This window comes from Streptomyces sp. NPDC006691, assembly GCF_042869955.1.
Classification (GTDB): domain Bacteria; phylum Actinomycetota; class Actinomycetes; order Streptomycetales; family Streptomycetaceae; genus Streptomyces.
In genome coordinates this window covers 24,511-46,313 of sequence record NZ_JBIAGW010000033.1, presented here as the reverse complement: position 1 = coordinate 46,313, position 21,803 = coordinate 24,511, and the positions used below count along the sequence as shown (strand labels likewise).

20 protein-coding genes are annotated in these 21,803 nt (G+C 72.9%); 7 read left to right on the top strand and 13 right to left on the bottom strand.

From position 1 onward, the window contains the following. Positions 1–91 precede the first annotated feature (91 nt). Both ACFYNP_RS36580 and ACFYNP_RS36575 read right to left on the bottom strand, forming a co-directional pair. Positions 92–817: a class F sortase gene (locus ACFYNP_RS36580; RefSeq protein ID WP_388791599.1), complete on the bottom strand. Its 726-nt coding sequence runs from the start codon at positions 815–817 to the stop codon at positions 92–94. After that, positions 804–1,418: a hypothetical protein gene (locus ACFYNP_RS36575; protein ID WP_388791597.1), complete on the bottom strand. Its 615-nt coding sequence runs from the start codon at positions 1,416–1,418 to the stop codon at positions 804–806. Before ACFYNP_RS36575 ends, ACFYNP_RS36580 begins: the two co-directional genes overlap by 14 nt. A 383-nt stretch (positions 1,419–1,801) precedes the next feature. Here ACFYNP_RS36575 and ACFYNP_RS36570 point away from each other — a divergent pair, with 383 nt between their 5' ends. From ACFYNP_RS36570 to ACFYNP_RS36550, 5 genes are all read left to right on the top strand, one after another. After that, positions 1,802–2,182: a peptidase inhibitor family I36 protein gene (locus tag ACFYNP_RS36570; protein WP_388419263.1), complete on the top strand. Its 381-nt coding sequence runs from the start codon at positions 1,802–1,804 to the stop codon at positions 2,180–2,182. A gap of 259 nt (positions 2,183–2,441) precedes the next feature. Beyond that, entirely contained in the window at positions 2,442–5,630 is a 3,189-nt protein-coding gene (locus tag ACFYNP_RS36565; protein ID WP_388791595.1) for an amidohydrolase family protein, read from the top strand. Between the two features lie 114 nt (positions 5,631–5,744). Next, positions 5,745–6,425, top strand: a complete 681-nt coding sequence (locus ACFYNP_RS36560) for an ABC transporter permease (protein WP_388419259.1) — start codon at positions 5,745–5,747, stop codon at positions 6,423–6,425. After that, positions 6,422–7,096 (top strand): ABC transporter permease, encoded by a 675-nt coding sequence (locus ACFYNP_RS36555; protein WP_388419257.1) that lies wholly within the window; start codon positions 6,422–6,424, stop codon positions 7,094–7,096. The genes ACFYNP_RS36560 and ACFYNP_RS36555 overlap by 4 nt, the downstream gene beginning before the upstream one ends. Beyond that, a complete protein-coding gene (locus ACFYNP_RS36550; RefSeq protein WP_388791593.1) occupies positions 7,093–8,031 on the top strand; it encodes an ABC transporter substrate-binding protein in 939 nt (312 codons plus the stop codon). The genes ACFYNP_RS36555 and ACFYNP_RS36550 overlap by 4 nt, the downstream gene beginning before the upstream one ends. Before the next feature lie 17 nt (positions 8,032–8,048). Here ACFYNP_RS36550 and ACFYNP_RS36545 read toward each other — a convergent pair whose 3' ends face one another. The 8 genes from ACFYNP_RS36545 to ACFYNP_RS36510 form a co-directional block, all read right to left on the bottom strand. Further along, positions 8,049–8,741: an alpha/beta fold hydrolase gene (locus ACFYNP_RS36545; RefSeq protein ID WP_388419253.1), complete on the bottom strand. Its 693-nt coding sequence runs from the start codon at positions 8,739–8,741 to the stop codon at positions 8,049–8,051. Between the two features lie 139 nt (positions 8,742–8,880). Further along, positions 8,881–10,041, bottom strand: coding sequence for a betaine/proline/choline family ABC transporter ATP-binding protein (locus tag ACFYNP_RS36540; RefSeq protein WP_388419251.1), 1,161 nt, complete (start codon positions 10,039–10,041; stop codon positions 8,881–8,883). Between the two features lie 112 nt (positions 10,042–10,153). Continuing rightward, a complete protein-coding gene (locus ACFYNP_RS36535) occupies positions 10,154–11,650 on the bottom strand; it encodes a sensor histidine kinase (protein WP_388791591.1) in 1,497 nt (498 codons plus the stop codon). A 12-nt stretch (positions 11,651–11,662) separates the two neighbouring features. After that, positions 11,663–12,397 carry a response regulator transcription factor gene (locus ACFYNP_RS36530; RefSeq protein WP_388419248.1) on the bottom strand — a complete coding sequence of 245 codons (735 nt, stop codon included), beginning with the start codon at positions 12,395–12,397 and terminating at the stop codon, positions 11,663–11,665. Positions 12,398–12,437: 40 nt separating this feature from the next. Further along, entirely contained in the window at positions 12,438–13,079 is a 642-nt protein-coding gene (locus ACFYNP_RS36525; protein WP_388791589.1) for a DUF5666 domain-containing protein, read from the bottom strand. A 5-nt stretch (positions 13,080–13,084) separates the two neighbouring features. Further along, positions 13,085–14,296 carry an ABC transporter permease gene (locus tag ACFYNP_RS36520; RefSeq protein WP_388791587.1) on the bottom strand — a complete coding sequence of 404 codons (1,212 nt, stop codon included), beginning with the start codon at positions 14,294–14,296 and terminating at the stop codon, positions 13,085–13,087. Then, on the bottom strand, positions 14,293–15,144 hold the full coding sequence (locus tag ACFYNP_RS36515) for an ABC transporter ATP-binding protein (RefSeq protein WP_388419242.1): 852 nt from the start codon (positions 15,142–15,144) through the stop codon (positions 14,293–14,295). The genes ACFYNP_RS36520 and ACFYNP_RS36515 overlap by 4 nt, the downstream gene beginning before the upstream one ends. Further along, on the bottom strand, positions 15,141–16,523 hold the full coding sequence (locus ACFYNP_RS36510; RefSeq protein WP_388791585.1) for an efflux RND transporter periplasmic adaptor subunit: 1,383 nt from the start codon (positions 16,521–16,523) through the stop codon (positions 15,141–15,143). Before ACFYNP_RS36510 ends, ACFYNP_RS36515 begins: the two co-directional genes overlap by 4 nt. Positions 16,524–16,800: 277 nt before the next feature. Between ACFYNP_RS36510 and ACFYNP_RS36505 the strand changes: the two genes are divergently transcribed. Continuing rightward, positions 16,801–17,430 carry a hypothetical protein gene (locus tag ACFYNP_RS36505; protein WP_388791583.1) on the top strand — a complete coding sequence of 210 codons (630 nt, stop codon included), beginning with the start codon at positions 16,801–16,803 and terminating at the stop codon, positions 17,428–17,430. A gap of 224 nt (positions 17,431–17,654) precedes the next feature. Here ACFYNP_RS36505 and ACFYNP_RS36500 read toward each other — a convergent pair whose 3' ends face one another. Both ACFYNP_RS36500 and ACFYNP_RS36495 read right to left on the bottom strand, forming a co-directional pair. Beyond that, a complete protein-coding gene (locus ACFYNP_RS36500; RefSeq protein WP_388419237.1) occupies positions 17,655–19,082 on the bottom strand; it encodes an alkaline phosphatase family protein in 1,428 nt (475 codons plus the stop codon). Between the two features lie 200 nt (positions 19,083–19,282). Beyond that, entirely contained in the window at positions 19,283–19,768 is a 486-nt protein-coding gene (locus tag ACFYNP_RS36495; RefSeq protein ID WP_388419235.1) for an SRPBCC domain-containing protein, read from the bottom strand. 196 nt (positions 19,769–19,964) lie between these two features. Between ACFYNP_RS36495 and ACFYNP_RS36490 the strand changes: the two genes are divergently transcribed. Next, the gene (locus ACFYNP_RS36490; RefSeq protein ID WP_388791581.1) at positions 19,965–20,801 is read left to right on the top strand and encodes an enoyl-CoA hydratase/isomerase family protein; all 837 of its coding nucleotides are present in this window, start codon (positions 19,965–19,967) and stop codon (positions 20,799–20,801) included. A gap of 12 nt (positions 20,802–20,813) precedes the next feature. Here the strand turns inward: ACFYNP_RS36490 and ACFYNP_RS36485 are convergent, their stop codons facing one another. Continuing rightward, positions 20,814–21,728, bottom strand: coding sequence for an SDR family oxidoreductase (locus ACFYNP_RS36485; protein WP_388791579.1), 915 nt, complete (start codon positions 21,726–21,728; stop codon positions 20,814–20,816). Positions 21,729–21,803 lie beyond the last annotated feature (75 nt).

Below are 21,803 nucleotides of genomic sequence, written 5' to 3'. Positions count from 1 at the left end.
GGCACCTGCCCAGAATCACTGGCTGACGTCAGGACGGCAAGGCAATTGGACGGAGCACGCACACGCTCGGTGATCATTTGTCAGACAAGCCCTAGGCCCGATGAGCTCGATGCGCCGGGTGGGCCGGGGAGGCGCGGACCTCGGTGAGATGGGCGAAGACGACGAGGTTGCTCTCGTATCCCGTCTTCGTACTGAACCGGCCACCGCAGGTGATCAGGCGCAGCTCCGGCCGGCCCGTCGAACCGTAGACCTCCTGGTCGGGGAAGTGTGCCTTCTCGTACGTCGTGACCTTGTCCACCGTGTACACGGCGATCCTGCCGTCCGCGCGACGCGCCTCGATCGTGCGGCCGGGGCGCAGCGTCCGCAGCGCCGCGAAGACGGCGGGCCCGGTCCTGGTGTCGCGGTGTCCGACGGCGACGGCCGTCCCCAACTCGCCCGGGGAAGGCCCGCCTTGGTACCAGCCCACCACCTTGGCGTCGTCCACGGGAGGGGTGGTGAGGCGGCGCTCGGCGTCCAGGCCCAGGGGGACGGCCGGGGCCTCGATGCCGAGGTGCGGAACCGCCAGCGACACCGCGGGGGACGGCGGCAGCGCGGACGGCGCCGGCGTTCGTGTGGCGGCCGGCCCCCGGCTGTCGCCGGCGGACGCCACCGCCACCCCGCCGTCGTGGGGCGCGGCCGCCGCGGGCACCGCGCCCTCGTCGTCCTGCGCCCACCAGACGCCGCCCACCACCAGGGACAGCGTCAGCGCGGCCGTCCGTGTCAGGCGGTAGGCGCGCGTCCGGCGCCGGGTGAGGGGGGCGCCGCTACGCTGCGCCATCGGGGCGGCGGCGCAGGCGGCGGATGCAGAGCACCCCGGCGACCGAGACGAGCCCCACGCCGGCCACCGCACCGGCCTGTGGGACACCGGCGGTCTCGGCGAGACCGCCGCCGCCCGCGGGCACCCCGCCGTGCGGTGCCACGCGGCTGCTGATGGGCGTCTTGCACGCGACGTCGAAGACCTTCTGCTTGCCCGCGCCCTTGCCGCCGACGATGTTCCAGACGAGCTTGTACTGCCCGTCGGGCAGCGTCAGAGGCGCGGAGTGCCCGGTGCCGGTGGCGAGTTGGAGGGTGCCGGACAGGGAGGCGCCGCCCGCCCTGGCGGGCTGGGTGCTGATCTGATACGTGACGCTCTGGACGGTGTCGAAGTTGAAGGCGTCCAGGTAGAAGCCGCAGACCTTGGGCTCGTTGCGCTGGTCGGTGAACTGCGTACCCATCGCGTGGATCTTGACGTCGCCGTTGTCGCCGGGGGCGGCGAAGGCCGTCGTCGGGCCCGACAGGACGGTCCCCGCGGCGGTGAGCGCCGCGAGGGCGGCGACCCGCGTGCGCGGACTGCGGCGGGCGGGTGCGGCGGTCAGGGCGTGAAGAGCTGGGGCAGGCATGTGCGTTCCTCTGGCTCGGATGATTGTCATACAAATTGGATCTCTGGGAGACTCCCTTTCACGTCCGCGCGGCGCCGCGCACGCGCCCCGCCGCGCACGCCCCCGGATATCACCCGTCCGCCGCAACGAACGGACCTCGGGGCGCGGGGAGCGGGCCCCGGCGCACCACCGGAGTGCGAGCCCGTCTGCCCCCGCACCGGCCCGGACGGCGTGAAATGCCCTGCTGGCGGGCCGGGACGCGACGAAATACTGGGCGGTGTTTTCGCGGGGCGGCCCCATCGGCGGGCCGTTCGGCCCCGGCCTCCCCGCGCCCACGCGATCCTCGACGGCCGGCCCGCGAGGCCCGGACCGGGGGACCGCCGACGAGAAAGAGGTGTTGTCCCATGCGTCGTATCCACTCGTTCGCCGTCGCCTCCGTGGCCCTGGTCGCCGCCCTGGGTGTCGTCCCCACCGCGACCGCGGCTCCCGCTGCACCCGCCCGCGCGGCGGCCTACACCTGCACATCCGGATACTTCTGCATCTACAGCGGATGGAACGGCTCGGGCACCCGCTGTCAGTGGTCGCAGTCCAAGCTGGCCAACACCGCGGACAACTGCTCCTTCATCCAGAAGGGCAAGAACGTCCTCTCGGTGTGGAACAAGACCGGACACCGCGTGCAGTACTACACCCGGACCAACTACAACGCACGCGTCGGATCCACCGAGTCCGGCAAGGGCGGCAACCTCCAGGGCAATTACCAGATCCGCTCCTTCAAGCCCCAGTAGGGACACGCCCGAGCCGCAGCGGGGCCACGCGGCCGAGCGGAGGCGCCCGGACGAGCTGATGCGGTGCCCCTCCTTCCGCTCCCGCGCCCTCAAGGCGCGGCCCGTCCGGCTCGCGCGGTAGCCGCCGGCGCACCGGCACGCATGCCCGGACCGACCGTCCAAGGGCGGTGCTGCACAAGGAGCTTGGTGACGGTCGTACCCGTTTGGCGGGAATGGCGGTGTTGCCCCTGCGCCATGCGGTGCGCCAGCGTGCTCTGTCATGGACCGTGACCCCGCTCCCACTTCTCCCGCCCTCTCCCGCCGTCAACTCCTCGCCGCCGCGGGCGCAGCCGGGGCCGTCACCGCCGTCGGCGCCGTGCCCGCCCCGGCCCTGGCCGCTGCGCGCACCGGGCTCTCCCTGTCCTTCACGGCCGCCACCAACGGGGCCGCGAGTCTGTCGCCCGCGGGGGACCACCTGATCGCCGAGATCCAGGACGTCCTGTGGTCCCTGCCCCGCGCCGGCGGCAAGGCCGAGCCGCTCACCCCGGCCGGGCTCGAACCCACCCGGCCCGTGCACGCCCCCGACGGGGAGCTCATCGCGTTCAGCGCGTACCAGGGCGGTGGCTACCACATCTGGACCATGCGGCCCGACGGATCCGAGGTGCGCCAACGCACCGAAGGCCCCTGGGACGACCGCGGCCCCGCCTGGTCGCCCGACGGCACGCGCATCGCCTTCTCCTCCGAGCGCGGCGGCGACCCGGTGGCCGGCAGCCCCTACCGCATCCACGTACTCGACCTGCCCACCGGCCGGTTGACCCGCCTCACCGGCCTTTCCGGCCAGGACGGTCCGCTCCAGGACGGCCCGTTCGAGGACTTCGACCCGAGCTGGTCACCCGACGGCAAGCGGATCCTCTTCGTCCGGGCCAAGGCCGTCACCACGCCGTTCGGGCTCGGCGTGGACGCCAGGACCGTCGCCGCCGTCCCCGCCCAGGTCGCGGGCGCGGTCACCATCGAACACACCGAGACCGAGAACGCCCAGGTCATGACGCCCGCTCTGGCACCCGATGGCCACCGCCTCGCCTACCTGCGCACCACCGCCGCGCCCAGCGCCTCCTGTGCGCTGGTCGTCGACGGCACACCCGTCCCCGTCGCCGGGGACATCGCGCCGATGCCCCCGCGCTGGACGCATGACGGCCGGCTGCTGCTCACCGTGGACGGCACGTTCACCCTGGTGCGTCCGGACGAGCCGGCCGAGCCGGAGCGGATCCCGTTCGCGGGAGTGCTGCCCGTCGACCGGCCGCGCTACCAGGTCAAGTCGTACGACCTCGGCGAGGAAAGGGTCCGCCCGGTGCGCGGCATCCATCTGCCCGCACTGTCGCCCGACGGCCGGCAGATCGCCTTCGCCGCCCTCAACTCGCTCTGGATCGCGCACACTTCGGGTACCAGGCCGCCCGAGCGGCTGCGCCAGTCATCGGCCACGCGCTATCTGCTCGGGCCGGTCTGGGCACGCGACGGCCGCTCGCTCCTGTACGCCGACGACCGCGACGGGCTGCTCGGCATCTACCGCCGGAACCTCGCCGACGGGACGGAGAACGCGCTCGCGACCGGCGGCCGGGTGCATCCGGCGCTCTCGCCCGACGGCGCGCGGCTCGCCTCCATCGACATGTCGGGGCGGCTCGTCGTACGGGACCTCGCGAGCGGTACCGACCGCGTCCTGGCGTCGGCGCTCGGCGCCGGCGGGCTGCCGGGACGGCCGAGCTGGTCGCCCGACGGCCGCCATCTCGCCCTGTGCGACCGCAACCGGCTCAACCTGCGGTTCCGGGAGGGCTACAACGTCATCCGGGTCGTCGACACCACCACCGGGGCCGACCGTCTGCACGCCGTCGCCCCGCACGTCTCCATCGCCGACCGCTACGACTCCGGGCCCGTGTGGTCGCCCGACGGGCGCTGGATGGCGGTCGTCGTCGAATCCGCGCTGTGCGTCCTGCCCGTCGCGCCCGACGGCACCCCGCAGGGTCCGCCGCGCACCCTCACCACCGAGCCGGCCGACCACCCGTCCTGGTCCGGCGACTCCAGGACGCTGCTCTACCTCTCCGGCGCGCGGCTGCGGCTCATCGGCGTCGACGGCGGCGGTGCGCGCACCGTGCGGGTGCCGCTCGACCAGCGCAGGCCCGCGCCCGCCGACACCGTGGTGCACGCGGGACGGCTCTGGGACGGCACGGGCGAATCGGTGCGCGAGGACGTCGACATCGTGGTGCGCGCCGGCCGCGTCGCGTCCGTCGAGCCGCACCGCAGGCGCGGGGCGCGGCGCGTCGTCGACGCCTCGGGCCAGACCGTGCTGCCCGGGCTCTGGGACACCCACACCCACCCGTGGCAGAGCACCTACGGAGGCCGTCAGACGGTCGGCCAGCTCACCTACGGCATCACCACCGCCGTGTCGCTCGGCGGCTTCGCCTACGAACAGGCCCGCATCCGCGAGGCCGTGGCCACCGGCCAGCTCGCCGGGCCGCGGCTGCTCACCACCGGCGAACTGCTCGACGGTGCCCGCGTCGCCTACAGCATGGGCCGCGCCCACCGCACCGAGGCAGGCCTCAAGCGCTCTCTCGAACGCGGCGCAGCCCTCGACTGGGACTTCGTCAAAACCTATGTGAGGGCGCCCAGTTGGCTGATGGAACAGGCCGCGCGGTTCGCCCACGAACGGCTCGGTGTGCGCTCGGGCAGTCATTTGCTCTCACCGGGCGTACAGGTCGGCCAGGACCTGACGACCCATCTCCTGGCCACCCAGCGCGCCGAGTTCGGCCACGCGACCTCCGCGACCGGACACGCCTACGAGGACGTCATCGAGATCTACACGGCGCACGGCGTCAACTTCGCGCTCATCGTGACGCCGTTCACCTCGGCGCCACTGCTGGGCGCGGACCCGGCCCTCGCCGACGACCCCCGGGTCACCACCGTGATGCCGCCGTGGGACTCGGCGGCCGTACGGCAGTCGGCGGGCACGGCGCCCACCGCGGCCCAGCTCGCCACGCTGCGCACGGAGACCGATGTGTACCGCCGCGTGATCGACGGCGGTGGCCTGCTCGCCCTCGGCACGGACCAGCCGCTCGTGCCCGTCGGGCTCTCCCTCCACCTGGGACTCCGCGCCCTCCATCTCGGCGGCCTCTCGCCGGCCGCGGCGCTGCGCACCGCGACCGTCCACCCCGCCCGGCTCTTCGGGCTCGACAAGGAACTCGGCACGGTCGAGCGCGGCAAGCTCGCCGACCTCACCCTGGTCGACGGCGACCCGTTCAGTGACTTCGACTCCCTGGTGCGCACCACGGGCGTGCTCAGGGGTGGCGTCCCGCACCTGACCGCGGACCTGGTGTCCGCGTTCCAGCCGCACGAGCGGCACCCCGCGGCGAAGGCCGAGGACTGGCTTGAGGTGGGCCGCCTGATGCGCCGCGACGGCTGCTGCGACGCCGGGCTGTGAGACCCGGGAAGCGGGGGCCGGATGCCTGGCCCGGCCCCCGCGCCCGGACGGCGGCTGCCCCGAACAGCCCACCAGGACGCGCGGCCGGGCGGGGCGGCGGGATCCAATGAGCGGGTGACCGCGCCCCCCGACGACTGCCTCGCGCGCAATGAGTGGATCTGCGGCGCCTATCTGTCGAGCCGCAGCCAGATCCTGTGGGACGCGGTCGTCCAGCACCTCCAGCTCACCGCGGTCTCCGTGGCGATCGGCCTGGTCATCGCCGTACCGCTGGCCGTCGCGGCCCGCCGCTGGCGGTGGGCGGCGGGCCCCGTCCTCGGCGTCACGACGATCCTCTACACCATTCCGTCGCTCGCCATGTTCTCGCTGCTCCTGCCGGTGTACGGGCTCTCCGCCTCGATCGTCGTCGCGGGCCTGGTCCTGTACTCGCTGACCCTGCTCGTGCGGAACATCCTGGCCGGGCTGCGGGCCGTGCCGGAGGACACCCGGCAGGCGGCCCGCGGCATGGGGTACGGGCCGGTGCGCCTGCTCCTGGCGGTCGAGCTCCCCCTCGCGGTCCCGGCCGCCATGGCCGGACTGCGGATCGCCACCGTCTCCGCGGTCTCCCTGGTGACGGTCGGCGCGATCGTCGGTTACGGCGGACTCGGCAATCTGATCTACGCCGGGATGAACACGTACTTCAAGGCCCAGGTGCTGACCGCCTCCGTGCTGTGCGTGGTGATCGCCGTCGCCGCGGACCTGCTGCTGCTCGCCATCCAGCGCCTGCTGACCCCCTGGACGCGGGCGGTGCCCTCATGAACACGCTCTCCGAGACCTGGTCGTGGCTCACCTCGGCCGCCCACTGGTCGGGTGAGAACGGTATCTGGAACCGGCTCGGCCAGCACCTGTGGCTCACCGCCCTGTGCCTCGTCCTGAGCTGTCTGATCGCGCTGCCCGTCGCTCTCGTCCTCGGCCACCTCGGCAAGGGCGGCACCCTCGCCGTCAACATCTCCAACGTGGGCCGTGCGGTGCCCACCTTCGCCGTCCTCGTCCTGCTCCTGCTGACCCCGATCGGCAAGTACGGCGAGTGGCCGACCATCATCGCGCTGATCCTCTTCGCCGTGCCGCCGCTGCTGACCAACGCCTATGTCGGCATGCGCGAGGTCGACCGGGACGTGGTGCGCGCGGCCCGGGGCATGGGCATGACCGGCCGCCAACTCCTGTTCCACGTCGAGCTTCCGCTGGCCCTGCCGCTGATCCTCACCGGGGTGCGCATCGCCGCCGTCCAACTGGTCGCGACCGCCACGCTCGCGGCCCTGGCGGGCGGCGGCGGGCTCGGCCGGATCATCACCGCCGGGTTCAACCTCGCCTCGACGCCCCAAGTCGTCGCCGGCGCCGTCCTGGTGGCGGTCTTCGCACTCGTCGTGGAAGGCGTCTTCGAACTGGTCCAGCGCTTCGCGCCGCAGTGGGCGAGGGGCGGTTTCGGATGAGGCCCCGCCGGCTGCTCGCGGCCCTCGTCCTGACGGTGCTCACCGCCTGCACCACCGGGCCGAGCCTGGAGAAGCAGGGTGCGGTCACCGCGCCGCCCGGCGACAACAAGCACCTGACGATCGGATCCGCCGGATTCACCGAGAGCGACCTCCTCGCCCAGATGTACGCGCAGCTGCTCGACAAGGCGGGCTACCACACGAAGATCCTCTCGGTCACCAACCGGGAGATCTACGAACCCGCCCTGGAGAGCGGCCAGATCGACGTCGTGGCGGAGTACGCGGCCACCTTCGCGGACTGGCTCAACGCCAAGGCGCACGGCGCCGGCGCCAAGCCCGTCGGCTCGCCCGACCTGAACCGCACGATGACGGCGCTGCGCGCCCTGGCCACCCCGCGGGGTCTGACCGTTCTGGACCCCGGCAGGGCGGTGGACCAGAACGCGTTCGCCGTCGCCGAGTCCTATGCGCGCGAGCACCGGCTGAAGACGCTGAGCGACCTCGGCGCGGCGGGGCTTCCGGTCCGGCTCGCGGCGGGCGACGAATGCGTTCAACGCCCCTATTGCGAGCCGGGCCTGAAGAAGGTGTACGGGATCGATGTGACGGCCGTCGACCCCAAGGGCGTGGGCACCACTCCGGCGAAGCAGGCCGTCCAGAGCGGTCAGGACCAGATGGTCCTGACCACCACGACGGACGCCACGCTCGGCCAGTTCGGCCTGGTGCTGCTCGCCGACGACAAGCACCTCCAGAACGCTGACTACATCGTGCCGGTGGTCAACCGCTCACGGGCGGGCAGTGCGGGCGTGACGGGAGCGCTCGGCCGGCTCAACACAGTGCTCACCACGGCCGACCTCGCCGCCCTCAACGAACAGGTCGACAGCTGGCGCCGGCTGCCCGAGGACGTGGCGAAGAACTACCTCAAGTCCAAGCACCTGATCTGACGCGACCTCCAACCGGCCTACTGCTTGAGGAAGTTGAGCACTCCCTGGGCGGTGGGCGGGTCGGTCAGGAGGTCGTTGTGGGCGAGGCAGCCGACGTCGGTGTTGACCGCGCCGGACAGCGGGACACTGCTGTTGGGCAGGATGAACTCGTCGCAGTCCGACCAGAACGTGGCGTACTTCGTCGGGCCCGGGGTCTCGCTGCCGCTCGCCAGATGGCTCTCCACGTACGAGTTCGGGGTCATGTCGCGGCAGCCCTGGTCCCAGATCGCACACGCCCAGGCCAGGCTCGTCCCGTGGTTGGGCCCGCCGAGGGACACCCAGTGCCGCACCACGTTCGTGCCGCCGCCGAACTTCACGTACCAGCGGGTGGGCAGGCTGCCCTGGCTGTGCGCGACGATGTCGACCTGCGCGGAGCCGGTCTGGGCGCGTACGGAGTCGACGTACGCGGCGAACTGGCCGGCCAAGACCTCGTTGGTCGAGCGGCTGGAGTCGTAGCCCCACGCGAAGAGGTCGCCTGCGGGGTAACCGGCCTGCTCGAAGCGGTCCTTCATGGTGCCCCAGACGCCGGGATCGGCATTGCGGCCGTGCACGAAGACGACGGGGACGGGGGCTGCGGCGGCCGGAGCGGCCTGGGCGGCGGTGGCCGTGGGGGCGAGGGCGATCGTGCCGGCGAGCAGAGCGAGCGCGGCGGCGGCGGGTGCGAGGCGCATGGCGGCTCCAGCAGTGGTGGGGTGCGGGGTGCGGCCCGTACGAGGGCTACCGGATGGTAACCACGCGTCCCGTGGAACGTAAGGGGCGGGCGGGCCCAACTTCACTCTCCCTGAGACGAGTTGATCGGCGGCCCGGCGCTCAGGCGTCCGCGATCGAGTCGAAGTCGACCTCCGTCCGGTCCACGCCCAGCGCGTCCGCGTCCACCGAGCGGCGCAGCGCCTCGTGCAGTTTCGCGGGGGTCAGTACGCCGAGGAAGCGGGCGCCGTCCACCACGGCGACCCAGCCCGCGTCGTACTGGAGCATCTCGCTGAAGGCCTGCTTGAGCGGCGCCCCGACCGGCACCCACGCCTCCATGCGCCGGGCCAGCTCCGCCACCGAACCCGCCCCCGCCAGGGAGAGTTCGTCGGCGGCGACCCAGCCGTGCAGCTCGCCGGCCTCGTTGAGCACCACCGCCCAGCGCGCGTCCTCGCCGCGCAGCCGGGCGGCGGCCGTCGGCGCGGGCTCGTCGAGCCGTACGAGTGGCGGCTGCTCCAGGTCGTCCGGCTCCACCGTCGTGACCGACAGGCGCTTCAACCCCCGGTCCGCGCCCACGAACTGGGCCACGTACGCGGTGGAGGGCGCGCCCAGGACCGACGCCGGGGTGTCGAACTGCTCGATGCGTCCCGAGCCGTACACCGCCATGCGGTCGCCCATCCGCACGGCCTCCTCGATGTCGTGCGTGACCAGGAGGACCGTCTTGCGCACGGTCGCCTGAAGGCTCAGGAACTCGTTCTGGAGGCGCTCGCGCACCACCGGGTCGACCGCGCCGAACGGCTCGTCCATCAGGAGAACCGGGGGATCGGCAGCCAACGCCCTTGCCACGCCCACCCGTTGGCGCTGGCCGCCCGAGAGCTGGGCGGGGTAGCGCGGACCGTACGTCGACGGGTCGAGGCCGACGAGGTCGAGCAGCTCGGCCGCCCGCGCCCGGGCCTTCGCCCGCTTCCAGCCGACCAGCGCCGGGACCGTCGCGGTGTTGTCGAGGATCGTGCGGTGCGGGAAGAGGCCGACCTGCTGGATGACGTAACCGATCCGGCGGCGCAGCTTCACCGGGTCGAGCGTGGAGATGTCCTCGCCGTCGACCAGGATGCGGCCCGAGGTGGGCTCGATGAGCCGGTTCACCATCATCATCGTGGTCGTCTTGCCGCAGCCGGACGGTCCGACCAGGGTGACCAGTTCGCCCTCCGCGACCTCGAAGGACAGGTCGTCGACGGCACGCGTGCCGTCCGGATAGACCTTGCTGACCTGCTCGAACCGGATCATGAACCCACGCTAGGAGCCCTTGGCCCCGCCCGCACTCGGGCCGGTCCGGGGGAGTGGGTCCGAGCCGGTCCCGTCCGGCGCCCGCCCCGCCCCGATCCGTCCGGCCGCCCGCTCAGGTCGCGGCGGGCAGCAGCACCCGGAACACCGCGCCCTCGCCCGGCGCGGTCACCAGCTCCACCCGCCCGTGATGGGCCTGCACCAGGGCCGAGGCGATGGCCAGACCCAGACCCGCGCCGCCCCCGGCCTGCCGGCTGCGCGAGGCGTCCACCCGGTAGAAGCGCTCGAAGACGCGGGCCGCCTGTTCGGGCGCCAGCCCCGGTCCCGTGTCGGCGACCTCGATGAGGCAGTGGCCCCCGGTCGTGCCCACTCCGATCCGTACCGCGGTGCCCGGCGGTGTGTGCGCGACGGCGTTGCCGACGAGGTTCGCGACCACCTGGCGCAGTCGTGCCTCGTCGCCGAGCACGGGGGCGGGACCGGGCACGCCCGCCCCGCCGGGCCCGGTCAGGGTCACCTCGCGGGCCGGGTCCAGGGCCCGGGTGTCGTGCAGGGCGTCCACCGCGAGGGTGCGCAGATCCATCGGGGCGAGCTGGACCGGGCGCTGCTCGTCCATGCGGACCAGGGTGAGCAGGTCCTCGACCAGACCGCCGAGCCGTACCGCCTCGCTCTCGATGCGGGCCATGGTGCGCTTCACATCGGCCTCGTCGGGCAGCGCGCCCATGCGGTACAGCTCGGCGAAGCCGCGGATCCCGGCCAGCGGGGTGCGCAGCTCGTGGCTGGCGTCCGCGACGAAGCGACGCATCTGCCCCTCGGACTCGGCGCGCGCCGCGAACGCCGATTCGAGCTGGGCCAGCATCCCGTTGAGCGCGCTGGTGAGCCGCCCGGCCTCGGTGTGCGGAGAGGCGTCCGGCATCCGGTGCGAGAGCGGCCGGCCGGCCGCGATCTCCGCCGCCGTCGCCTCGATCCGGCGCAACGGACGGAGCCCGGCCCGTACCGCGAACCAGCCCGCCACCCCGAGCAGCAGCGCGACGACGACCCCGATGAGCTGGAAGGCCGTGGCCAGATGGTCGACCGTGGCCGAGACCTCCTCAAGCGGCGCCGCCACGATCACCCCGGCGGGCAGCGCCGGGTCGCCGCTGTCCACCGGCACGATCAGCATCCGCCAGCTGCCGCCGCCGTGATCGCTGGGCACCTCGAAGGGCTTGCCGAGGTGGGCCCGGAGCGCCGCCGCGTCCATCACCGGCCAGGTCGGCCGTGGATCGGCCGCCGCGACCGGCTGGCGGAACTGTTCGGTGACCTTGCCGTCGTCGGCGGCGAACGCGATGACGTACTGACTGGGCAGCCAGGCCCGGCCGCCCCCCGTTCGGCCGGGCCTGGACGCGGGAGTGCCCTCGACGCCGACCCGGTGTGCCACCGAGTCCCCGAACCGGTTCAGCTGCTGGTCCACCCGTTGCACCAACTGGCCGCGCACCGAGCTCAGGACGACGGTGTCGCTGACCGTGAGCCCGAGCGCCACCAGGGCCATGGAGAGCAGCACGAGCCGCGAGCGCAGCGAGAGCGCGGCGAAGCGGCGCGGCAGCCGGCCGAGCCGCGCCCGGAGGTACCTCAGCATCGGCCGGACACCTCAGGACTGCGGCCGGCGCAGCACATAGCCGATGCCGCGCACGGTGTGGATGAGCTTGGGCGCGCCGTCCGCCCCGGAGTCCACCTTGCGGCGCACGTACGAGATGTACGACTCGACGATGCTGAGGTCGCCGCCGAAGTCGTACGCCCACACATGGTCGAGGATCTGCGGCTTGGACACGACCCGGTCGGCGTTGGCCATCAGATAGGCGAGCAGCTTGAACTCGGTGGGGGAGAGCGAGACCGCCCGCCCGCCCCGCAGCACCTGGTGGCCCACCGGGTCGAGTTCCAGGTCGCCCGCCACCAGACGGCCCTCGCCGCTCGGACCGCCGGTGCGGCGCAGGATCGCGCGGATGCGGGCGATCAGCTCCTCCAGGCTGAACGGCTTGGTGACGTAGTCGTCGCCGCCCGCCGTCAGACCGCTGATCTTGTCGTCGACGCCGTCCTTCGCGGTCAGGAAGAGCACCGGCAGATGGTCCGGACCCGGCCCCGCACCCGGCTCCTCGCGGAGCCTGCGCACCACGGCGAAGCCCGTCATGTCGGGCAGCATCACATCGAGCACCACCAGGTCGGGGCGCTCCTTGGCGACGGCCGCCAGCGCGTCGGCCCCGGTGGCCGCCGAGACGACCTTGAAGCCGACGAAGCGCAGCGAAGCCGAGAGCAGCTCCCGGATGTTGGGCTCGTCGTCGACGACCAGCAGGCTCGCCTCGGGCACGGCGGCGTCCGTCGGGGCCATCGGGTTCCTCCTTGTGACGGCGTGGGCGGTGGCCGCGCGGTCAGCCCCGGCCCCCGCCGAAACCGCTCGCGCCGCCCTGGGTGACGGTGGTCGCCGCGACGTCCCCGGAGGCGTTCTGGCTGCCGCGCACGGTCACCGTCTGGCCCGGTTGCAGATCGGACACCTTGCCGCTCTTTGCCTCGGTGACCTGGGTGCTGCCGGCCGTGGTGACCTTGACGACGTTGCCCTGGGTGTCGGTGACGTAGATGGTGCTGCCGTCGACGAGCTTCACCGTACCCATGGTCAGTCCACCCGCCGCGCCCGGGCCCGCACCGGCACCCTGCCGTTGGCCGCTCTGGCCGTTCTGGGTGCCCTGCCCGGCGCCGAAGCCCTGGCGCTGGGTGCTCCCCGCGGTGCCGCCACGGGCCGCCGTGGCCGGGGTGCGCTGCGCCGAGGACGAGCCCTGGTTCTGGTCCTTCTCCACCAGGGCGCCCCCGGCGAACGCCAGGCCCGCCACCAGACCGCCCGACAACAGCAGTGTCAGCCACGGCAGTTGAGGCCGGGGTGGCGCGTTGAGCTCGGCCGAGATGTCCCGGGTGTCCGGTGGCTCGGCGAGGATGTCCTCCGGATCGTCGGCGCGCGCGGGGCCGGCGTTCTCCAAGATCTCGGCGTTGCCGAACATGTCCTCTCCCTGTCCGTACATGGGGTTCATTCGTGCCGCAGCGCTTCGATGGGCCGCAGGCTCGCGGCACGGTTGGCGGGGTAGCCGCCGAAGAACAGCCCGATGGCCACCGCGATCGCGAAGGCTCCGACGACCGATTCGGGGATGATCACCGGCTTGATGCCGACGATCGTGAAGTGCGATCCGATCAGGCCCGCCGCGACACCCAGCCCGCCGCCGATCAGCGAGAGCAGGGTCGACTCGGCGAGGAACTGCCCGAGGATGACGCCGCGCGGCGCTCCGATCGCCTTGCGGATGCCGATCTCGCGGGTCCGCTCGGTCACCGTCACCAGCATGATGTTGGTGATGCCGATCCCGCCGACGAGCAGCGAGATCGCCGCCACCGCGCCCAGCAGCACCGTGAACGTCTTGTTGGTGTCCGCCTGCGTGGTGAGCAGGGAAGCCTGACTGCTCACCCGGAAGTCGAGCGCGGTCGGGTCCTTGATGCCGTGCCGCCCCATCAACACGGTGGTGATCTCGTCCTGCGCCTGTGTGGTGGCGTCGGCCGACTTGGCCTCGACGAGGATCTGGCCGAGCGAACCGAATCCGGTGAAGGCGTTCTGCACGGTCGGCAGCGGTGCGACCACGACGTCGTCCGGGTCCTGGAACCCGGTGCCGCCCTTGGTGGCGAGCACCCCGACCACCGTGAACGGCGTACCTCCGAGCGTCATCTTCCTGCCGACCGGATCCGCGGTGCCGAACACGTCGGTCGCCGTGGTCGAGCCGATCACGGCCACCTTCCGCGAGCCGAGCACGTCGTCGTCGCTGAAGTAGTCGCCCCGGGTCACCTTGCTGTTGGACGCCTTGAAGTACGCCGGGTAGGTGCCGACTACCTGGCTCACCGTGTGCGCGGTGCCCTCGTACAGGGCGGTTTGCGAGGTGGTGGTCTCCGGGGCGACCGACTCGATGTGCGGCGCGGACGCCGGGTCGGCGAGGGCACGCGCGTCGTCCACGGTCAGCGGCTTGGTGACGGTCGCCGCGCGCGAGCCGCCGAAGCCGCCGCCCGAGGACACCGTGAGCGCGTTGGTGCCGAGCTTCTCGATCGAGTCCCTCACGGCCCGCGAGGAGCCGTTGCCCACGGCGAGGAGCACGATGACCGCGGCCACGCCGATCAGCACCCCGAGCATCGTCAGGGCGGAGCGCACCTTGTTCGCCGCGAGCCCGCCGAAGGCGAAGCGCAGCGTCTGGAACAGGCTCACCGGCCGCCTCCGACCAGGGACGCGTCGTCGCGCAGCGCGGGCGGCGGTCCGTCCACGGGAGCCTGGCGCACATCGTCGACGATCCGTCCGTCGACCAGCCGGACCACCCGCTTGGCGTGCCGGGCCACCTCGTCCTCGTGGGTGATCAGGACGACCGTGCGGCCCGCCGCGTTCAGCCGGTCCACGACCGCGAGCACCTCCTCGGTGCTGTGGCTGTCGAGGTTTCCGGTGGGCTCGTCCGCGAGCAGCATCGCGGGCGCGGTGACCAGGGCACGGGCCACGGCCACGCGCTGCTGCTGGCCGCCGGAGAGCTCGTTGGGCCGGTGGTCCATCCGGTCGGCGAGGCCCACCAGCGCCAGCGCGGCCTCGGCCCGCCGGCGCCGCTCGGCCGGCTTGACCCCCGCGTACGCCAGCGGCAGTTCGACCTGCGCCAGCGCCGGGGTGCGCGGCACCAGGTTGAACGACTGGAAGACGAAGCCGATCTTGCGGTTGCGCACCAGCGAGAGCTGACGCTCGTCGAGGCCGCCGACATGGATGCCGTCGAGCAGATAACGCCCGGAGGTCGGCACGTCCAGGCAGCCCAGGATGTTCATCAGGGTCGACTTGCCGGAGCCCGAACTGCCCATCACGGCCACGAAGTCGCCCTGCTGGACGACCAGTTCGACCCCGAGGGCCGCACCGCTCACCGGGTCCACGGGCCCGCTCAGCGCGTGTACGGCGGCGTCGCCGTGGCCGTACGTCTTGATCAGCGAGCGCACCTCGATCACCGGCGCCGGAGCCCAGGGCCCCTCGTCGGGCGTGGTCCCGGGCAGCGCGGCGGCCCTGCGCGGCCACCGGAGCGGCGTCATCCGCGGCCACCCCCGCCGCCACCGGCGCGGGTGCCGCCGCTCGTGGTGCCGCCGCCCCCGCGGGTGCGCCCGGCGGCACCGCCGCCGAAGCCGCCGGGGAAGGCACCGCTCGGGAACCCGCCCTGGCCGGTCGCGGAGACGCTGGCGAGCTGGACCTTCTCGCCCTCGCTGAGACCGCTGAGGATCTGGTCGGCGCTGTCGCCCTCCAGGCCCACCGTGACCGGGGTGCGCTCCGTGGTGCCGTCGGCCTTGACCACGGTCACCGTCCGGTTGGCGCCGGTGCCGGTCACCGCGCTGGTCGGCACCGACAGGGCGCCGGACGCCTCGCCCGTGACGACCTGGATGCTCGCGCTGAGACCGGTGCGCAGATCGGTGGTGGGGCTGGTGATGGCGAGGGTGGCCGCGTACTGCACCGCACTCCCGGAGCCGCTGTTGCCGCCCCCGCCTCCGCCCCCGCCCGACCCCGAGCCGCTGCTCACGGGCAGGGAACTCACCGAAATCACCTTGGCGTTGAGGACCTTGTCGGCTTCGGCGTTGAGGGTGACCGTCGCCGCCTGGCCGGGCTTCACCTTGAGCGCGTCGGCCTCGGAGAAGTTGGCGGTGACTTCCATGCCGGACGGGTTGGTGAGCACCACGAACCCGGACAGGCTTGAGGAGCTGGTCGAACTGGTGCTGCTGGAAGCCGAGGTGGAGCCGCCTCCCGAACCCCCGCTGCCCCCGCTCGTGCCGTTGCCGCCGGTGCCGCTGACGGTGTCGCCCGTCTTCGCCGACACGGACGCGACCGTCCCGGCGACCGGGGCGGTCAGGGTGGTGCCGTCCACCGCGCGCTGGGCGGCGTCCACCGCGTTCTGCGCCTGGGTGAGCTGGGCCTCGGCCTGGGCGAGCTGCGCAGGATCGACCGTCGGGGTCGCGGCGGGGGCGGGCGCGGCGTCGGTGCCGCCGCGCGTCGAGGAGCCGCCGGCGGAACCGCCCGCCGTGCTCGAACTCGCCTGTCCCTCCCGCACTTTGGTGAGGTTGGCCTGTGCGGCCGTCAGGGCCGCCTCGTCCTGAGCCAGGGTCTCCCTGGCCGCGGTCGCGTCGACCTTGCCGAGGACCTGGCCCCGGGAGACCTTGTCGCCCGGCTTGACGTCGACCTCGGTGAGCTTGCCGCCGGTGGTGAAGTTCACCCCCGCGTCGCTCGGCGAGGCCAGTGCCCCGGAGCCGGACACGGTGGCGAGGACCGTGCCCTTGGTGACCGTGACGGTCTTCTCACCGGTCCGCGCGGGCGTGCTGTCATGGCTGGTCACCGCGGCGTAGGCGCCGCCCGCGCCGGCCAGGACGGCCACACCGAGCACCGAGTTGATCAGGACGGCTTTGCGCCGTCGTGGGAGCACCTTCATGACGGCGGATCCTGGCCGCCCGCACTTTGGAACCCCTGGGAGCTTTCTGGGAGTTCCCTGGGAACGCGAAGGCCGGCGAAACTTCGCATGACGGACGTGACGCTACGTATCGCACCACCACGCACGCCCCGAGGGCCCCTCGTCGACCCCGGCGCCCAGGGAACTCCCAGCCCTTCCACCGGAGGCACCCACCCTCGTGCGGTTCAGTCATGGGCCGCCGACGGCGTACACATCAGCGAGGCCGTCGTGCGCCCAACGTACCGAGGAGACACCGGACATGACCTGGACCAAGCGCAGGCCCGCCACCGCGCGTGCCGCGATCGCGGCACGGGCCGCGGTGTCCGCCGGCGCCGTCGCGGCGTGCGGCCTGCTGCTCGCGGCCTGCTCGTCGTCGGGCGCGAGCGGCAGCGCCGCGGCGAAGCCCACGGCGTCCGCGTCCGCGTCCGCCGCGGCCAAGGGCATGGATGCCTACCGCCAGTGCCTGGCCCAGCACGGCGTCACGATGGCGCCGCGCCCGAGCGGCAGCGGACGGCCCAAGGGAGCGGGCCGGCCCAGCGGCGCCACCCGGCGTCCCGGCGGGGGCGGCGGCGGGTTCGGCGGCTTCGGAGGCGGGGCCTCGGCGGACCCGGCTCAGCGCCAGGCCGCACAGGCCTGTGCGAGCGAGCGGCCGCAGTTCAACGGGCGGGGCGGGGGCGGCGCGGACAGCACCGCGATGAAGGCGTTCACCAGCTGCCTCAAGGATCACGGGGTCGTTCTGCCCTCGGCGTCGCCGGGTGCGGGAGGCGGCGGCCTGCGCGGCCTCAACACCGCGGACCCCAAGTCCGCGGCGGCCCTCCAGGTCTGCAAGACCCTGCTCCCGCAACGGCGTTCGGGGTCCCCGGCCCCGTCGTCGAGCCCGACGGCCTGAGCGCCGGCTTGCTCTCGCCCGCGGACGGTGGGGGCCGGCCGCGCGGTTTCCCGCGCCCCTTGGCGGTACCGGTGCCGGCCCGCGCCGGGGCTTTTCAGCGCGTCATAGGGGTCCGGCCCGGCCCTTGAGGCCTTGGGGGTTTGAGGACGGGCGTCCTTGAGGCGCGAACGCGGGTCTGCGGGCGGAGCCCCAGGAGGCACTGGAGGCTCCGCCCGCAGAGAGGGCTACACGTGCGGCCGCTGGCCGCGTTCCTGCTTGGGGAAGGACTGGTCGGCGCCCGGCAGCTTCGGCTTCGGCAGGGTCGCCACCTCACGCTTGGCCTCGGCCAGTTGCTCCGCCGTGTCGTCCGGCAGCCGCGGCGGCTTGGGCCGGGCGCTGTTGAACCGGAACGCCGAGGTCAGGTCGCCGAACGTGCGGCGCCGCCACTGGCTGATGTTGGGCTCCTTGACGCCGGTGAAGTGTTCGAGGAACCGCAGCGCGGACGTGTGGTCGAAGGCCTCGCTCGCCACCCAGCCACCCACGGTCCACGGCGACACGATGATCGCCGGGACCCGGAAGCCGCCGCCGATGGGCAGCCCGCCGACGAACTCGTCCGCGGTGCCCGCCTTCGGGGTCGGCGGGGCCACGTGGTCGAACAGGCCGTCGTTCTCGTCGTAGTTGAGGATGAACGCCGTCTTCGCCCAGACCTTGGGGTTGGACGCGATGGCCTCGATCTTCTGCGCCACGAAGTCGGCCCCGGCGGCCGGCAGATAGTCCGGGTGCTCCGACTGGTAGCTCGTCGGCATGATCCAGGAGACGGCCGGAAGCCGGTCGGCCGCGGCATCGTCCTCGAAGGTGCCCACGGGCTGCGGGCGTACCCCGCGCTCGTACAGGGCGGAGCCCGGCTTGGCGTCGCGGAAGCTCTGGAACTGCTCAAGGAGGTTGCAGCCGTAGTCGTCGTCCTGCTGGTAGACCTTCCAGCTGATCCCGGCGGCCTGGAGCCGCTCGGCATACGTCGTCCAGCGGTACGGCGTGGGCGCGGTGTTGTTGAGCACCGGGCCGCCCTTGGTGCCGCCGGGGTCGATGCTGCCCGTCATCCAGTACAGCCGGTTGGGCCAGGTGGGGCCGAAGACCGAGCTGTAGTAGTTGTCGCAGATGGTGAAGGTCTCCGCGAGCGCGAACTGGAACGGGATGTCCTCGCGCGTGTAATAGCCCATCACATAGGGCCCGTTGGCGCCGTCCGCCTTGCGGTGGGCGGGCAGCCACTGGTCCATCCTGCCGCCGTTCCAGGCCTGGTGCTGCACCGACCAGGCGTGGCTCGTGGACGGGATGGCCTGCGCGCTGGTGCTGCGCGTGTCCAGGTGGAACGGCAGCAGATAGCCGCGCGGGTTCACGGAGTCGGGCTGGTAGAACACCGAACGTCCGTTGGGCAGTTTGAGGGCATGGGGATCGCTGAACCCCCGCACCCCCGACAGCGTGCCGAAGTAGTGGTCGAACGAACGGTTCTCCTGCATCAGCATGACGACGTGCTTGACGTCCCGCAGCGAGCCGCCGCGGGGCGGCCCCGCGGCGACGGCCTTCTGGACGCTGGGCGGCAGCAGACTGAGGGCCGCCGCACCACCGATCGCCCCGGCCGCCGATCCAAGGAGTCTGCGTCGTGTCAACTCGGCCATGAACGCCCCTTCCAGAGCTGTCGGTTGAGACCAGTGACGTGGACCTGCCAGTCAGTCTGGCCCCGTTCGGTGTGGGGCGGTGGGGTCAACCGGTGAACACGCGCCCAACGAAGAGCAAGAGCTTGCCCCAACCCGGACCCGGGGCTCACCCGTCCCGCCGGACGGCACCGCGTCAGGGGCGTGTGGCACATGGAAGTCCCTCAGTCGGTGTCCGCCGGGCCGGCGAGGATCCGGTCCTGGTGCGGTAGTACCAGGTCTCTCCAGGCCGCTTCGGTGGCCGCGCGGGCGGTCTCGTCGTAGAACCCCGCCTGGGTGAGCCTCAGCAGCGTCCCCGTCGGGTGCGGCGTGAGCTCGACGGTGACCACCGTCTCCGCCCCCGCGGTGCCTCCTCGGCCGGTGACCCAGGTCAGTTCGACCAGTCGGTCGGGTTCGAGGCGCAGGAATCGGCCGTAGTGCGGGTGCCGGGTCGGGGGCGTGCCCGGCTTCGGCGCGTATTCAGTCTCGAAGAAGAACGGCATGTTGACGCGGGGCGTCATCGCGACCGATCCGGGAGCCGCGAACCAGAGGTCGAACTGCTCCGTCCACGCACGGTAGATGGCGTGCGGATCCGCCCGCATCTCACGCTCGACGACGAGGCGGTGCGGGCGGTCCGACAGATCGGGCACACGGGAGGGGGCGCTGTTCACGGTGGCGGTGCTCCATTCTGCGCGGACGTCGGTACGGCTCCGCACGGAGGTCTGTACGGCGGCCGGGATCGCGATCCCCCAAGAGGCCTCCGTAGAAGCCGGGTTGAAGCGGTCGGACCCGATCTGGTCGATCCAGCGGACAACGTCTAGTCTCGACGGACCTGACGGCTAGTCAGCATAGGGAAGGGGAGGGGCGTTGATCGACACCCTGGACCGGCGGGTCGCCGAGGGCGAGGAGCGGATCCGGCTCGACGTCACAGGTACGGGGATCGGCGTCCTCACCCTGTGCCGGCCCGACAAGCTGAACGGATGGAGCTGGGAGGCCAGTCGGCAACTGGGGCTGCTCGCCGACCGGATCCGCTTCGACGAGTCGATCAGGGTCGTCCTGCTGCGGGCCGAGGGACGCGCCTTCTGCGCCGGAATCGACGTCACCGCTCCGGGCGGAGCGATCACCGGACGCTCCCCGGCCGAACGCACCCATCGTTACTACGAGGGAATCCGCTGGGTCCACGAACGCTTCGCCGCCTTCGCGCGCCTTCCCCAGCCCGTGGTCGCCGCCGTGCAGGGCTACTGCCTCGGCTTCGGCTTCGAGCTGGCCCTGATGGCCGACATCAGGCTCGCCGCCCACGACGCCGTGTTCGCCCTTCCGGAGACCGGCATCGGGGTGGCAGTCGACGCGGGCGGCGATCTGCGCATCGCGCGCGACGCGGGCGCCGGCTGGGCCAAACTCCTGGCGCTGACCGGCCGGCGCATCGACGCCTCGACCGCCGAACGCATCGGGATCGTCCAACAGGTGCTGCCCGCAGAGGGGTTGGAGTCGGCCGCCATGGAGCTCGCGGGCGAGATCGCGCTCAACGCGCCCCTCGCGGTCCGCTCCGTGAAGCGCAACATCGACGCCTTCGCCGACGCGGGCCTGGCCGAGGCCCTGGACCGTACGGCCCTGGCGGCGGCCCTCACGCTCACCTCCGAGGATGCCCGCGAGGGCTACCGCGCCAAGGCGGACCGGCGGCCTCCGGCCTTCGACGGGAAGTGAGCGGCGGCCGCGTCACTCCCCGAACGGCCCGCGGCCGAGCTGCTCGCGGACGCTGAGCACCGGCGGCGTCACCAGGGCGCGCCGCTGCCAGTTCGCCCCGTCCACCACCAGGGTGTGACCGCTGATGAAGCGGGCGTAGGGGGAGGCGAGGAAGGTGGCCGCCCAGCCGAGCTCGCGGGGCAGTCCGACCCTCAACGCGGGCTGTCGCAGGGCCAGTTCGGCCTCGTCGGCGGCCCGGTCGAGGCCCCGTCGAATCGACTCGGGCAGATCCGGGTGCGGCATCAGGCCCGGCACGAGGCCGTTGACCTGGATGCCGTACGGGCCCCACTCCACGGCCAGGGTCTCGACGAGGTTGCGCACGCCCGCCTTCGCCGCCGCGGAGTGCGCATGACCCGGTCCGCCGGTCCAGGCGTAGGAGGCGCCGATGTTGATCACCGAGCCGGGGGTCCCGGCCGCCAGATGCCGACGGCCGAACTCGCGCGTCATGAACCACGTCCCGGTCAGCGTGATGTCGAGGACCGCGCGCCAGGCGTTCGGCGACAGGTCCTCCGCCGGGGAAGGGAAGTTGGCGGCCGCGTTGTTCACCAGGACGGACGGCAGCCCCAGCGCGGACTCGGCCGCGTCGAAGACCTCGGCGATCCGCTCCGGCTCCCTGATGTCGCACACCGCCGTCACGACCCGCCCGCCCAGCCCCGCCAGCTCCTCCTGCGCGGCCTTGAGGCGGTCCGCCGAGCGGCTCACGATGACGAGGCCGGCGCCGAGCCGCGCGAACTCGGCTGCCAGCGCCTTGCCGAGTCCCGACCCGCCCCCGGTGACCAGGACGACACTGCCGTCGTAGGTGCCCGGCGGCAGCGCGCAGGCGCCGAGCGGGGGAGGCGCGGGCAGCCCGGGGTGCGGGGGCCGTGGCGGTGGTGCGGCGGCATCCATGGCGTATCTGTACCGGCTGCCACCGCAAACCACCATGGCCGGGTGCGGGGGATTCGGGGTCGGGCCCGGGCCGGG

Coding starts and splice junctions, on each gene's coding strand:
- ACFYNP_RS36580 (WP_388791599.1), bottom strand. CDS start 817: ATGGCGCAGCGTAGCGGCGCCCCCCTCACCCGGCGCCGGACGCGCGCC.
- ACFYNP_RS36575 (WP_388791597.1), bottom strand. CDS start 1,418: ATGCCTGCCCCAGCTCTTCACGCCCTGACCGCCGCACCCGCCCGCCGC.
- ACFYNP_RS36570 (WP_388419263.1), top strand. CDS start 1,802: ATGCGTCGTATCCACTCGTTCGCCGTCGCCTCCGTGGCCCTGGTCGCC.
- ACFYNP_RS36565 (WP_388791595.1), top strand. CDS start 2,442: ATGGACCGTGACCCCGCTCCCACTTCTCCCGCCCTCTCCCGCCGTCAA.
- ACFYNP_RS36555 (WP_388419257.1), top strand. CDS start 6,422: ATGAACACGCTCTCCGAGACCTGGTCGTGGCTCACCTCGGCCGCCCAC.
- ACFYNP_RS36550 (WP_388791593.1), top strand. CDS start 7,093: ATGAGGCCCCGCCGGCTGCTCGCGGCCCTCGTCCTGACGGTGCTCACC.
- ACFYNP_RS36545 (WP_388419253.1), bottom strand. CDS start 8,741: ATGCGCCTCGCACCCGCCGCCGCCGCGCTCGCTCTGCTCGCCGGCACG.
- ACFYNP_RS36540 (WP_388419251.1), bottom strand. CDS start 10,041: ATGATCCGGTTCGAGCAGGTCAGCAAGGTCTATCCGGACGGCACGCGT.
- ACFYNP_RS36535 (WP_388791591.1), bottom strand. CDS start 11,650: ATGCTGAGGTACCTCCGGGCGCGGCTCGGCCGGCTGCCGCGCCGCTTC.
- ACFYNP_RS36530 (WP_388419248.1), bottom strand. CDS start 12,397: ATGGCCCCGACGGACGCCGCCGTGCCCGAGGCGAGCCTGCTGGTCGTC.
- ACFYNP_RS36525 (WP_388791589.1), bottom strand. CDS start 13,079: ATGTACGGACAGGGAGAGGACATGTTCGGCAACGCCGAGATCTTGGAG.
- ACFYNP_RS36515 (WP_388419242.1), bottom strand. CDS start 15,144: ATGACGCCGCTCCGGTGGCCGCGCAGGGCCGCCGCGCTGCCCGGGACC.
- ACFYNP_RS36510 (WP_388791585.1), bottom strand. CDS start 16,523: ATGAAGGTGCTCCCACGACGGCGCAAAGCCGTCCTGATCAACTCGGTG.
- ACFYNP_RS36505 (WP_388791583.1), top strand. CDS start 16,801: ATGACCTGGACCAAGCGCAGGCCCGCCACCGCGCGTGCCGCGATCGCG.
- ACFYNP_RS36500 (WP_388419237.1), bottom strand. CDS start 19,082: ATGGCCGAGTTGACACGACGCAGACTCCTTGGATCGGCGGCCGGGGCG.
- ACFYNP_RS36485 (WP_388791579.1), bottom strand. CDS start 21,728: ATGGATGCCGCCGCACCACCGCCACGGCCCCCGCACCCCGGGCTGCCC.